We start from the raw sequence: 12,340 nt of genomic DNA, 5'->3' as shown, positions 1-12,340 counted from the left end.
TTTTATTTTGGTTTAATTCAAACTTAATGTTTGTGGATCGGGATCTTTAACGCATCTAAACCCTACATTGGAAGTGCCGGAATCAAAAGCTTGACCTTGTCTGGCAGAAGGTCTATAATTGACGCAGTAATTTGAGGCACAAAGGTAAGAACCTCCTTTAATCACTCTTTCCATAGCAAATGGATTATCAGGATTGTAACATGGATTCATGTCCTTATCCAGTTTTGGTGCCTGGCCTGCCAGGCGAGCATATTTTAATGCATCATACCAGTCTCCCGTGAGCTCCCACACATTTCCGATCATATCATAAAGTCCAAATGTATTTGGTGCAAAAGATTTAACAGGAGAAGTTCCTATAAACCCGTCATTACCAAGATTTTCATTCGGAAAGTTACCCTGGAATGTATTTGCTAGAAATTGGCCATTTGGAGTAAGCTCATCACCCCAGGCAAATCTTTTTCCATTCATTCCTCCACGAGCCGCAAATTCCCATTCAATTTCTGTGGGTAATCTTTTCCCAGCCCATTTCGCGTAGGCCTCAGCATCTTCATAGGAAATATGAACTACTGGGTGATTTTCTCTTCCTGTTAAATCTGAATCTGGACCTTCTGGATGCTTCCAATTTGCTCCATTTACCCAAACCCACCATAGCGATATATCCTGCAAAGGAACCGCATAAGGAGGAGGGGAAAATACCATCGACCCTGCTACTAAAACAGATTCATCAGGTTTTGGAGTACCAGGAGGAAGTTGTTTTTTTAATTCCTCCCAATCAGGTTTTTTCTCTGCGACGGTAACATAACCTGTAGCGTCAACGAATTCTTGATACTCCGCATTCGTCACTTCATGGGTATCCATCCAAAAACCATTCACTTTAAGATCTACTGCTGGTTTTTCAGCGGCATAGGCATCTGCCTCGTTGGTTCCCATGACAAATTCTCCTCCAGGAATCCAGACCATTCCTTCTACTTTTTCTTTTGGAGCCGGAGTTTTTGCTACAATCATTTTTTCTTCTTGATTTTCAGCTTCTTTCTTTTCTTGACAAGAAGCATTTAATAATAAAGAAGTAATAAAAAGGGGTATATATTTATTATTGAATTTCATAATCGATCATTTGACTCCTGAAAAGTAACAATAATCCTAGGAAATTGCAGATCGAAAGAGTAATCATTTATAGATCGTGTTTTGACAAGATGTCAATTCGAACTTGAATTTTCTTCCTTAATTTGTTAAAAAATTGCCTTCTTTCTTTTTCACCCACTTTACTTATTTGAGTTGATTTTTTGATAAGGTTTTCTAAATTACTGAACATTCCTTCATTAAAAGTGAGATCGGAAGTGCCTATAAAATAAATGACACTATAATTTAAATAGGTCACTTTCGTGTCATCCAACTTTACAAAGAAGGTGTTATCACCCAAGACGTATTCATTTACTAAAAAATTGTATTCTGGTGAATTATCTAATTGCGTTTGTCCCGGCATAAATTTTTTACCCAATTCTGCCATTTTTTCTAAATGATCTACCACTTCTAACATGCATTGGTACAATCTTAAAGTGTCTTTAGGATATAAGATAATTCCCATTTCATGATATAAATCAATCTGCCTAATGGTGGTATTGATTCCTTCAAGATTCCAAATCTCTGTACTTGGTATTTTATTATAAGTTTTAATAATTTTCCTAGTAACCTCTTCGTATTTTGAAAACAGATTGTCGGAAATTCTAAATTTCTCTTCCTTCAGTTCATCATTAAATAAGATGGATTTTTTCCAAAAGAAAAACTTAAAAGCAGCCAATTCATGGTGATAATAATGATACCATGGAGGCATATCTTTCAATAGAAAATAAATGTGTTTGGAATTAAAGCTATTGACCATTTCCAGTTGAGCAAGTACATCTTCCATCCAAATCTGGAAATTGTTGTTCTTGAAATTGTTTTGGTTTCCTTTAAATACAACGGTATTGGAATTAATCCCAAATAATTTATCGACAGAAACATTGAATTTTTTGCAAAGGGTGAAGATTTCATCAAAATCTAAGAGCTTTTCCCCACGAATTCTCCGATAGGCACTATCAACACTTATCTGAAGAGTTTCCGAGACTTCATCCACTAAAGAAGAGTAGGAAGGAATTGAAGATTTTAAAGTCTTAAAAAATAATATTTGAGAATGATTTTCCTGAACCATTTATCCGTTATTCAAAAATTAATTTTTTATAAAATGAAGATAACAAAATATAGAAAAATAATAAAGGGTTTTTTAAAAATTTTATTTTGTTTATTTAAACATTATATATTATTGGAAAATCAATCAAAACAATTATTTATTGAATTATTTTAAGTATAGATATAAAAAAAGCACACCTTGAATCATTGATTTTTAGATGTGCTTTTTTAAAGAATCAAGGTTAAGTTCACTTATTTCATTCTTTCTTTCCTAAAACGAAAGAAATACCAATACTTAGCTGGCCTATTCCTCCGCCATCTGAAAATATTCTTCCATACTCCGCTCTCCAAGCATATTTGCTAAAGTCTTTGCTAGCCGAGATTCCAAAGTTTGTCGCAAAATTTCCAGAGCAATCTTCACAAAAATTGAATAGGTATTTCGGAGCTAATGTAAACTCGAGTTTTTCTTTGATGATAGGTTGGGTAAGGAAAACTGTTGGCTGCATTTGCCAAGTCTGATTAGTTCCTTCTCCAAGCGCTCTACCCACAGGAAGGAAAAAGGAAATTCTATTTTCTATTACAGAAAATTTAGGTCCGATACCAACTATGGTATAACCAGTATCTTCCTCACCGTTGTACCAATTTCTTTCAATTCGTGCACGAACATCAATTTTTTCAGAAAGACCAAGTCCTAAATTGGCACCAACATGTGAAACACCTTTGAATTCGCTATCCTTTCCTGTATTGGTATAAAAAGGAGTGGCTTCAAATTGGCCTTTGCCAAGTGTTCTGGCACTTTGTAAATCTGAAAATACGGGAGCGCACGATGGTAAAGTGACCAAAAAGCATAAGACGATACCAATAATCTGAGAGATTCTTTTTGTTGTTTTCATGGCTTTTTTTTAATGAATTTAAAATTTCATTAGATGCCTTTGAAATTGATTTAAGAGAATGACTGTGAAATGATTAGTAGTAAGTAAAAGATTTTATTTATAGACAAATTGGATTGATTTAGATTGCGTTAATCAATTCGATAGAGAAATTAATTTAGTAAAAATCAATAATCTGTATTTTTCAAAAAGTTATTTTCAAAAAAAGGCAATCAAGTATTTTGATTGCCTTTTGTAAGAGTCGTAAATATTTTATTACTCGCCACTGGCTTGTACTGAAGCGTTATGTAGTTTTCCTAATTCTTGATCAATCGTCCATAAACCAACTCCTTCTTCTCCTATGATATCAAAGAGTTCTAGTGCTCTCCTTGACATGGTTTCTTCTTCTCTTTGTTCTGTGACATACCATTGCATAAAACTGAAAGTGGCAAAATCTTTTACAGAAAATGCATGATCTACTATGTTATTGATGGCTTTAGTAACCTTGATTTCATGTTCTAAAATCAATTCAAAAACCTCTCTCAATGAGTTGAAATTGTGACGAATATCTGTAATCTCAGGCTGAATTGCATGTCCCCCGGCCTCATTGATATAACGAAAGATTTTCATCATATGCATCCGCTCTTCATCAGCATGTGTGTAAAGGTATTTTGCAGCATTTGCATAGCCCATCATATCACACCAAGAAGCCATAGAAAGGTAATATGCCGATGATTTCCCCTCCATTTCTACTTGTTTGTTTAATAGTTTTTCAGTATCGACTAGGAGAGATCGCTGTAGTGTTACTATTTCTTTTACTTTCATTGTTTCTATAGAAATTATCTTGGTTAATAAACTAAAAATACAACTTTAGGTTCCCACAAGTTAAATTTTAAATTAAATTTAAAATGGTTTCAATTTAAATATATCACCTGCTAAGAGGTACCGGAAATACCGGTAAAGATTCAGCTCCATTTTCCCCGACAGCTTGAACTGCAAAGAAGTAATTATCTTTTGAATAGGGTAGGGTTAGTGTTAAGTCGGAGGTATAAAACTTTTTCTCCCACATGGGTGAAGAAGTCTCTCTCATCAATACGTAATAGCCCTTTGCTTCACCTGTGGCGGGTTCTTTCCATAATAATGTAGATGAATTGCTCAATCCTCTCACATTAATTTGAACTTCTTCAGGTTGGGAAGGTGCTTGAGATAAGGTAGCCAAAGCTGAAACATTTACTGCCGTTACTTTTCTTAAATATTCAAAGTCCATAAACTCTGGTAGGTCTCCATATTGTATTCCGTCTTCAACTCTTACATTTTCATGTTGATGATAGAAATTTTCATTCATTTCCGAAATTCTTACTGCTGTAAAGCCATTCCTCGAGAAAGCAGTTTGATCTCCACCTCTTAAAAACCTATCAGCTCTATAAATTAATTTAACTTCAAACTGGTCAACATAGCGTTCTCCAATTTCTTTAACAAACCTGGCTAATTGACGAGATTTGCTATCGTTTTCTGCCCCTGTGTACCTTCTTAGCCTTGCCATCTCCTCTGTTTCATTTGATGGAATTGTTTCAGAAAAGACCCTCATTTTTAAATTATCGTTGATGAGTGTCCCTGAGGAGCTACTGTTGCCTATGATATCATTATTTAAGACTGCTCCGATTTCCCAACCTTCTTCTTTGGCTTTGTCTGCCAAATAAGTCGCTCCTTTTAAGCCCTCTTCTTCTCCAGTGAAAGCCACAAACATAATTGTGGCTGGAAATTCTCTTGAGGCCATTACCCTTGCCAATTCAATAACTGCTGCAGTACCACTTCCATCATCATTGGCACCGGGAGCAATCCCTTCTGCATCCATGACATCTTTATTTCTTGAATCCATGTGCCCAGATATGATGAATACACGCTTATCGTTTGGATCAGTCCCTTTCAAGGTTGCAATCACATTTGCGGCTGGAGAGTCAACTGTAATTCTTCTACCGTCTGCAGGTATCACAAACTCTTCTATTTGTGCAGTCATTCTTCCAGAAGAATTCTTTGCAAATAAATTAAATTTTGACAATACATATTCCTGAGCTGCAGGCATTCCAGTTTCTGTATTTGTATTTAGTGTATGTCTTGAAGTGAAAGAGGCAAGCTTTCTGACATAATTCTCTAAAGAGTCCGATGAAATCTCAGAAACCATTTCAGCGATTTTAGGATCCCTATTTACCGCTATTTGAGAAAATGCAGAAGAACTGATAAAAATCAGTCCGATAATTAGTAAATATTTATTCATGTTTGGTTTTAGTTTAAGGGTTCGGGTTAAATTTAACTCTTATTGCAATGAATTAAACCAACTTTTACATGAAGACATTAATGCAACCTAATAAAGGTGATTATTCTGATTTTTATTCTTCTTATCTAAATTTGATAAAAGGAGATGATTATTATGCTCTTATTTTGGATCAAATAGATTTAATGATAAATCTATTTCAAGAGAAAGGAAATAAATGGGCCGATACTGCTTATGCAGAAGGAAAATGGACTCCAAAGGAGGTTTTGGGTCATATCATTGATACCGAAAGAATAATGGCATTTAGAGCTTTGTGTTTTGCCAGAGGAGAAAAATCCTCACTTCCCGGGTTTGATCAAGAACATTATGTTTTAAATGCAAGATTTTCAGACGTATCAATAGAAGACCTTTTAGAGGATTTTGTTACTCAAAGGATATCTTTACTTTCACTGATCAAAACCTTACCTTCCAATTCTCATGATTTAGTTGGGTATGCAAATGGAAGTCCTATTACACCCAGGGCTCTGCTTTGGATTATACCAGGCCATTTCGAACATCATTACCAGATTTTTCAAGAAAAATATTAAACTATGAAGATCCCAATCGCTATTATTGACGCATTTACTAATAAAGCATTTGGCGGAAATCCAGCTGCTGTTTGCTTATTGGAAAGGCCTATTTCGACTGATCAAATGCAGAGGATTGCCATGGAAATGAATTTAAGTGAAACAGCATTTGTGGAAAAAACGGCTGAGCCTGACGTTTTTACCTTGAGATGGTTTACCCCTTTGCTAGAAATTGATTTATGCGGGCATGCCACATTGGCTTCTGCATTTCATATGCTTCATTCAGGTTGGGCATTGCCAGACAGTACTATTAGATTTAATACCAAAAGTGGAGAGCTCCGGGTAAAAGGATTTGAGGAATGGCTTCAAATGGATTTTCCTTTAATTCCCACTTATAAAGAGGAACATCCTTATTTTAAAGATGAATTCTTTGGTGAAAAGATTGTAGGAATTTCTGAATTGCGAAAAAATTGGATTATCGAATTGGAAGATTATAAAGCAGTTGAATCCGTGAAACCAAATTTTATGGTTATTTCTGATAATTCGGAAGAGGGGATAATTATCACAGCTAAAGGCAAAGAACCCTATGATATTTACAGTAGGTTCTTTGGACCCAATGTTGGAGTAAATGAGGATCCTGTGACAGGTTTCGCACATTGCGCTCTCATGGATTATTGGTACCAAAAAACTGGTAAATTTTCATTAAAAGCTTTTCAAGCATCAAGTAGGGGAGGGATAATAAACATAGAGAAGCATGATGATCGTGTACTTTTAAAGGGACAAGCAGTTCATGTTTTATTGGGTGAATTAAGTTTATCATAAAATGAGTGAAAGTTCACATACTCGAAAAGGGAAGCCTGTTCAAAAGGCCTTTAAAAATTTTACCGAATATTGGTTAACTGATGCGAGCTTTGGAGTGCTTCTTTTGATTTTATTGTTTACAGTGTTTATACTGCCAATTTTGATAGAATATGAACATGTACATATTGTATTTGTCAACGCTGTTTTTCTTTTCTTATTTTTTACAGGTATTTGGTCTTCAAGAGAAAAAGTATTGATCTTTTTGACTTCTGGATTATTTTTTACCCAGCTAGGATTAAGGCTTCTCCGATTCAGTGATTTTGATTTTGAATTTTATCTTTCCGAAAGACTTGTAGGTATACTTAATATGTTGGTGTTTATATTTTTGAATATTAGGCTTTTATTCAGAGATATGGAGATAAATATTTATAGAGTAATTGGTGCTATAAATGTCTATTTATTAGTTGCAATCTTAGGTGCTTTTGTATTTGAAATAATTCAATTAATCACCGGTACAGGTATAGCTGGAGCTACTGATTTGAAAGGGGTTGATGAGGATTACCCACAATATATTTACTTCAGTTTGGTTTCACTTACCACTGTGGGATTTGGTGATATGTACCCTACACATATCATGGCTAAAATGCTTTCAGTGTTTCTTTCCACTGTAGGGATTTTATATCCTGCTGTGGTCATTGCGAGACTCGTTGGAGCAAATAAAAATTAATTCACTCGTCAAAACCCATTAGTGTAATTTTTCGGGTTATTTGGATGCAGTAATACTAATTTCAGGTTTAATATTTAAACCATCAACCTTATGAAAAAACAATACTTATCATTGCTTTTGATGTTTTGTATCAGCTTGTCCTGGGCTCAGACCGAGCGACATATTGAAGTCGAATCAAAAGTAGAAACAACGCATGAGACTACCATTAAAGGAAAGAGGATCCCTTACAGGGCAACGGCAGGAACTCAACCAGTATGGGATGAAAAAGGAATGCCGATCGCATCCTTATTTTACACCTATTATGAAAGAACCGACATTTCTGATAAAACGACAAGACCTTTGGTAATCTCTTTCAATGGAGGACCTGGATCTGCTTCTATTTGGATGCACTTAGCATATACAGGGCCTGTAATTTTAAATATTGATGATGAAGGATATCCAATCCAACCTTATGGCACAAAGACTAATCCCAACTCTATTCTTGATGTTGCAGATATTGTATATGTAGACCCTGTAAATACGGGATATTCAAGAATTGTTGATCCTGAAACTCCAAGAACTACATTCTTTGGGATTAATTCTGATATTAAATACCTCGCGGATTGGGTAAATACTTTTGTGACGCGCCAAGGAAGATGGGCTTCGCCAAAATATCTAATCGGCGAAAGCTACGGTACAACTCGAGTGGCAGGATTAGTTGCCCAACTTCAAAATTCTCATTGGATGTATTTTAATGGGGTTATTTTAGTTTCTCCCACTGATTTGGGAATTGATAGAGGTGCACCTATAAAAACGGCGAATTATTTACCTTACTATGCAGCGACTGCTTGGTACCATAAAGCATTAGATTCTGATCTTCAAAGCAAGGATCTGGATGATATCCTTCCCGAAGTAGAAGCGTTTACTATTGATGAGCTTATTCCTGCTATTGTAAAAGGTGGAAATCTACCTTCCTCAGAAAGAGATGCAATCGCTACAAAGTTTGCGCACTATTCCGGTTTGAGTAAAGAAGTTATTTTAGAACATAATCTGATGGTTCCCACTAGCTTTTTCTGGAAGGAATTGTTGAGAGATCAAGGGATGACTATTGGACGTTTGGATAGTCGTTATAAAGGGTTTGATCAATCAGGAACAGGTTCTCGCCCTGACTTTGATCCGGCTTTGACGGCTTGGAATCATGCCTTTGCCCCAGCATTTAATATTTATGCAAAAGAGACTTTAAAGTATAACACTGACTTGACTTATAATCTTTTTGGTCCAGTTAATCCTTGGGATAGATCAAATGAAAATACAGGCTATGATTTAGGAACGGCAATGCGCCAAAATCCTTACTTACATGTGATGGTTCAATCTGGTCTTTTTGATGGTGGAACCGATTTCTTTAATGCAAAATATAATATGTGGCAAATTGATCCAAACGGGAGAATGTCTGATCGAATTTCTTGGATTGGGTATAGAAGTGGACATATGATGTATTTGAGGGCAGAGGACTTGAAAACTTCTAATGAGGATATCAGGCAGTTTATTGAAAAATCGAAGGTAGCTCCTAATATGCCTGCTAAATACGACTAATTATCACTTTAACTTCGCTATAAAAGGGTCTGATTTTCTTCAGACCCTTTTATAATTTTAGGAAAGAACGGAAGTCATGATAGTTAAATATTGGATTATTTGATCCTATCAATTCTCCAAGCATTTGATAGATATCCTTAGGCTTTTTTCCCTCTTTTCTAAGGTATTGAATAGAAGTAGCACCATCGGACTTAGAAAGTTTTAAATTTTTGGGTCCTTTAATTAGTGGGTGATGGTGAAAAGTAATTTCGTTAAATGAATTTTCTCCCATAGATTCAGCAAGAATTTTTTGACCTAAAGTAGCGCTAAGAAGATCTAGTCCTCTAACTATAAAATCGACACCGAAGTGAATATCATCAACAACTGAAGTAAGCTGATAAGCAGGTAAACGATCTTTTTTTCTAACCATAAAAAAAGCTCCATCTTCAGGTAAAGTATAAGTTCGGGTTTGAAGTGGGTATTCCTGAAGTTTAATAAAATCTGTATTGAAAGTATTGAATCTCCATGAAGTATCTGCTTTATCTAAAGGAATTCTTCTGTCTAAGCAATATCCAAGATAATATCCTGATGAATCTAATTGTTGAATTTTTTTTCGGGTACAATCACAAGCAAACAGATTCTTTGAAAATCGAAGTTTTTCCAGTGATTCATTATATAAATTAATTCTATGAATCTGTGACCAATTTGATTCAAAATCTTTTAAAGTTTTTGGTCCTTCATCATATTGAATTTCCATAAAATTCAATGTGTCAAAAATGTCTTGAACGTATTCTTGCCTATATCTTTCTCGATCCAAATCATCAATTCTCAATAAGATCTTACTTCCTTGCTTTTCGGATAAAGCTTTTGTGACTAAAAAAGAATATAGATTTCCCAAGTGTAAAAAACCACTGGGTGTAGGGGCAAAACGGGTGAGTTTAAGGTCCATTCCCACAAATTAGCTAGATTGTGAAAATTATCATCTATGAAAAGATCCGTAAATGCAATTTTTTTAATTCCGGGAATCTTGGCTTGTTTTTCTTGCGAACCTGAAACCCCAAAAACAGGTCCAGAATTAGTAGAAAAATCAATAAGGTACCATGACCCTAAAGGAGAATGGGGAGAATTGAAAGCTACTTTTTTCTTGAATGATAGTTTGCCGCCGGGTAGAGATTCAAGAAGTTATGAGTTTGCTGTTGATAATTCAAAATCCCAAATGTCATATTCTATAGAAGGGTTAAAATATGAAGTTTGGAGCGATTCATTGGTTCAAATCCAAGGTGAAATTGAAAAAGAAAGAGCATTGAGGATGAGGAACTATTATACTTATTTATGGGGATTACCCATGAAATTAAGAGATCCTGGAACTCTAATAGAGAAGGAAATCAAAACTGAAGAAGTTAAAGGAAAAAATTACCTAGTTGTTAGAGTGCCTTATGATATGGATATTTGGTATTTCTACTTTGATCCTGAAACGTATAAAATGGAGGCTTATAAATTCTATAAAGATGAGCCAAATCAAATTGGAGAAATAATATTTTTAGAAGGAGAAATAGAGTTCTCAAAAATGAAAATTCCAGCTAATAGAACTTGGTTTCGAACCGAAAATCAAGAATTTTTAGGAACCGATATGCTTCTGGAAATTAGGTAACCAAAATTCAGCTTAAGGATATTTAACTCTTTTAATTTCTGCTTGAAACATTTCTGAAATATCTTTCGAGCTTTATGAAGTTTCTATTCTTATTCTTTTCTTTCATTTTATTCGCAAAGATAGCTTTTGCGCAAGTATCTTATTCCGGCAATGTTCTAGATGCAAATGACAAGAAATATTTAGAGGGAGTTTTTGTGGAATTAGTAGGTGGAAATGAGTCGGATTCCACTAATATTCGTGGATATTTTAATGTTAAAGGTCAAATAGGAGATACGCTTAAGATTTCTTATCCCGGTTTCATTGAACAAAAATTGATTCTTACTACTGAAAGGTTTTTACAAATTCAGATTCAAGATCGAGCTAGACTATTACCCACTTTTGAAGTCAAAGCTGAGCCAAATTCTTTTAGGTTTATAGATGGAAAGCTGGTATTAGTAGATCCCAATGAAGAAAAACCAGTTTCTTCGAAAGGCCAAATAACTGCAGGATTTAGAGATTCACCAGATGGTGGCGTGGCCATAGGAGGGGTGATTTCTTATTTTACCAAAAAGTCAAAAAATGCTAGAGAATACGCTAAAAAGCTGGATTATTTGAAGCGAAGAGAAGGTTATTTGAAAATAATTGACTCTGATTCGGTAAAAATGATTTTAGGAGAGGACTATAATATTTTAGAAGAAGAATGGGATCCGCTAATAATTAAATTCAATCAAATGCATGCTCACCACGAGTTCTTAGATTGGTCAAGTGAAAAGGTTTATGCAAGATTGAGACAATTCATCGAGTGGGAAAAAGATTGGACCAATTAAGATTTTCGCTTAAATGACCAGGTGATAAAAAATTGTGCAACCGTTTCTCCTTCTTGATTGGTTCCTCTTGAGATCATGGTGATTTTTCCAGATTCCTGAGGCTTTAAATTACTTATTAGAGAATTTAATTCAGCTCCTTGATTACAAGTAAAAGTAATTTTTTGATTCGCTTTTTTATGAAATTCGGCTTTAAAATCTACCACTAGCATACTGAAACTTCCTTTTCCGGCTAGAGCCAATTGACATAATAGACCTGTACTCAGTTCCCCTGCACCCGCCAAAGCTGCAAAATAAATGGATCGAAACGGATTTTGATTCCTCCAAAAATAGGGGATTGTGATTTCACATTTTTCCAAGTCTAAAGACTTGACTTTTATCCTCCAAAATACCACGGAGGGCAGTTTGAAAAGCATAGCCCACCAAAAAACAAATGGGTTTTCCATTTTGGACAAATAAGACTTAGCGGCAGAGTTTAGCTCCATTTTAGATACACTAGCATTCATCAAACCAAATTTTTGTCTTCAAATTAGACAAAATTTTTTTACTATTGATTTTGGTATCCTATTTGACAAAAGGAAACTGTAAATAACTAACAAAATGAAAAAAATAGCAATACTGTTAGGTATCGGGTTGATAACCTACGCCTGTGCAAAAGTACCCTTAACTGGCAGGTCTCAACTTGCTCTTGTTTCCAGCGAAGAAATCCAACCATTAGTAAATGAACAATATGACCAGGTATTAAAGGAAAGTAAAGTGGTTACATCCTCTACTGATGGGCAAAAAATTCTCAAAGTGGGGAATCAGATGTCAAAAGCTGTAGAAGACTATTTACGAACTTCTGGCTATTCTGAATTGGCAGATGAATTCAATTGGGAATTTAATTTGTTGGAAAGTGATCAAGTTAATGCTTGGTGTATGCCAGGTGGTAAAG

The 12,340-nt window shown here is 35.0% G+C and carries 13 protein-coding genes and 1 pseudogene; 7 read left to right on the top strand and 7 right to left on the bottom strand.

Annotated features, from left to right (window positions below):
- Positions 1-12: 12 nt before the first annotated feature.
- From Q0L68_RS00535 to Q0L68_RS00515, 5 genes are all read right to left on the bottom strand, one after another.
- Complete coding sequence (locus Q0L68_RS00535) at positions 13-1,104, bottom strand: formylglycine-generating enzyme family protein (protein ID WP_296697860.1); 1,092 nt, start codon at positions 1,102-1,104, stop codon at positions 13-15.
- A 67-nt stretch (positions 1,105-1,171) separates the two neighbouring features.
- On the bottom strand, positions 1,172-2,188 hold the full coding sequence (locus Q0L68_RS00530) for a hypothetical protein (RefSeq protein WP_296697857.1): 1,017 nt from the start codon (positions 2,186-2,188) through the stop codon (positions 1,172-1,174).
- Between the two features lie 235 nt (positions 2,189-2,423).
- Positions 2,424-3,059 (bottom strand): hypothetical protein, encoded by a 636-nt coding sequence (locus tag Q0L68_RS00525; protein WP_296697856.1) that lies wholly within the window; start codon positions 3,057-3,059, stop codon positions 2,424-2,426.
- 252 nt (positions 3,060-3,311) lie between these two features.
- On the bottom strand, positions 3,312-3,860 hold the full coding sequence (locus tag Q0L68_RS00520; protein WP_296697853.1) for a ferritin: 549 nt from the start codon (positions 3,858-3,860) through the stop codon (positions 3,312-3,314).
- A 103-nt stretch (positions 3,861-3,963) separates the two neighbouring features.
- Positions 3,964-5,310 (bottom strand): M20/M25/M40 family metallo-hydrolase, encoded by a 1,347-nt coding sequence (locus tag Q0L68_RS00515; protein ID WP_296697851.1) that lies wholly within the window; start codon positions 5,308-5,310, stop codon positions 3,964-3,966.
- A 68-nt stretch (positions 5,311-5,378) separates the two neighbouring features.
- Between Q0L68_RS00515 and Q0L68_RS00510 the strand changes: the two genes are divergently transcribed.
- From Q0L68_RS00510 to Q0L68_RS00495, 4 genes are all read left to right on the top strand, one after another.
- Positions 5,379-5,894: a DinB family protein gene (locus Q0L68_RS00510; protein ID WP_296697849.1), complete on the top strand. Its 516-nt coding sequence runs from the start codon at positions 5,379-5,381 to the stop codon at positions 5,892-5,894.
- A 3-nt stretch (positions 5,895-5,897) separates the two neighbouring features.
- Positions 5,898-6,695 (top strand): PhzF family phenazine biosynthesis protein, encoded by a 798-nt coding sequence (locus Q0L68_RS00505; protein WP_296697846.1) that lies wholly within the window; start codon positions 5,898-5,900, stop codon positions 6,693-6,695.
- A gap of 1 nt (position 6,696) precedes the next feature.
- Positions 6,697-7,401 carry a potassium channel family protein gene (locus Q0L68_RS00500; RefSeq protein ID WP_296697844.1) on the top strand — a complete coding sequence of 235 codons (705 nt, stop codon included), beginning with the start codon at positions 6,697-6,699 and terminating at the stop codon, positions 7,399-7,401.
- 90 nt (positions 7,402-7,491) lie between these two features.
- Positions 7,492-8,973, top strand: a complete 1,482-nt coding sequence (locus tag Q0L68_RS00495) for a carboxypeptidase (RefSeq protein WP_296697841.1) — start codon at positions 7,492-7,494, stop codon at positions 8,971-8,973.
- 49 nt (positions 8,974-9,022) lie between these two features.
- Here Q0L68_RS00495 and Q0L68_RS00490 read toward each other — a convergent pair whose 3' ends face one another.
- Positions 9,023-9,901 (bottom strand): glutamate--tRNA ligase family protein, encoded by an 879-nt coding sequence (locus Q0L68_RS00490; RefSeq protein ID WP_296697838.1) that lies wholly within the window; start codon positions 9,899-9,901, stop codon positions 9,023-9,025.
- Positions 9,902-9,937: 36 nt separating this feature from the next.
- Here Q0L68_RS00490 and Q0L68_RS00485 point away from each other — a divergent pair, with 36 nt between their 5' ends.
- Positions 9,938-10,603, top strand: coding sequence for a DUF6503 family protein (locus Q0L68_RS00485; RefSeq protein ID WP_296697835.1), 666 nt, complete (start codon positions 9,938-9,940; stop codon positions 10,601-10,603).
- Between the two features lie 74 nt (positions 10,604-10,677).
- On the top strand, positions 10,678-11,409 hold the full coding sequence (locus Q0L68_RS00480) for a hypothetical protein (RefSeq protein ID WP_296697832.1): 732 nt from the start codon (positions 10,678-10,680) through the stop codon (positions 11,407-11,409).
- On the opposite strand, the gene Q0L68_RS00475 is transcribed toward Q0L68_RS00480, so the two are convergent.
- The gene (locus tag Q0L68_RS00475) at positions 11,406-11,912 is read right to left on the bottom strand and encodes a DUF4442 domain-containing protein (protein WP_296697830.1); all 507 of its coding nucleotides are present in this window, start codon (positions 11,910-11,912) and stop codon (positions 11,406-11,408) included. The two genes, Q0L68_RS00480 and Q0L68_RS00475, sit on opposite strands and share 4 nt — an antisense overlap.
- 94 nt (positions 11,913-12,006) lie before the next feature.
- Here Q0L68_RS00475 and Q0L68_RS00470 point away from each other — a divergent pair.
- Positions 12,007-12,340: pseudogene (locus tag Q0L68_RS00470) on the top strand (M48 family peptidase); the annotation flags it as partial.

Origin of the sequence: Algoriphagus sp., assembly GCF_024642405.1 — a bacterium.
Classification (GTDB): Bacteria; Bacteroidota; Bacteroidia; order Cytophagales; family Cyclobacteriaceae; genus Algoriphagus.
Note: the sequence above shows the minus strand (reverse complement) of the source record. Positions and strands in the feature narration are given on the sequence as shown.

Bases quoted from the DNA above. Each gene is read 5' to 3' on its own strand.
- Q0L68_RS00535 (WP_296697860.1), bottom strand. From the start codon at position 1,104: ATGAAATTCAATAATAAATATATACCCCTTTTTATTACTTCTTTATTA.
- Q0L68_RS00530 (WP_296697857.1), bottom strand. From the start codon at position 2,188: ATGGTTCAGGAAAATCATTCTCAAATATTATTTTTTAAGACTTTAAAA.
- Q0L68_RS00525 (WP_296697856.1), bottom strand. From the start codon at position 3,059: ATGAAAACAACAAAAAGAATCTCTCAGATTATTGGTATCGTCTTATGC.
- Q0L68_RS00520 (WP_296697853.1), bottom strand. From the start codon at position 3,860: ATGAAAGTAAAAGAAATAGTAACACTACAGCGATCTCTCCTAGTCGAT.
- Q0L68_RS00515 (WP_296697851.1), bottom strand. From the start codon at position 5,310: ATGAATAAATATTTACTAATTATCGGACTGATTTTTATCAGTTCTTCT.
- Q0L68_RS00510 (WP_296697849.1), top strand. From the start codon at position 5,379: ATGAAGACATTAATGCAACCTAATAAAGGTGATTATTCTGATTTTTAT.
- Q0L68_RS00505 (WP_296697846.1), top strand. From the start codon at position 5,898: ATGAAGATCCCAATCGCTATTATTGACGCATTTACTAATAAAGCATTT.
- Q0L68_RS00500 (WP_296697844.1), top strand. From the start codon at position 6,697: ATGAGTGAAAGTTCACATACTCGAAAAGGGAAGCCTGTTCAAAAGGCC.
- Q0L68_RS00495 (WP_296697841.1), top strand. From the start codon at position 7,492: ATGAAAAAACAATACTTATCATTGCTTTTGATGTTTTGTATCAGCTTG.
- Q0L68_RS00490 (WP_296697838.1), bottom strand. From the start codon at position 9,901: ATGGACCTTAAACTCACCCGTTTTGCCCCTACACCCAGTGGTTTTTTA.
- Q0L68_RS00485 (WP_296697835.1), top strand. From the start codon at position 9,938: ATGAAAAGATCCGTAAATGCAATTTTTTTAATTCCGGGAATCTTGGCT.
- Q0L68_RS00480 (WP_296697832.1), top strand. From the start codon at position 10,678: ATGAAGTTTCTATTCTTATTCTTTTCTTTCATTTTATTCGCAAAGATA.
- Q0L68_RS00475 (WP_296697830.1), bottom strand. From the start codon at position 11,912: ATGAATGCTAGTGTATCTAAAATGGAGCTAAACTCTGCCGCTAAGTCT.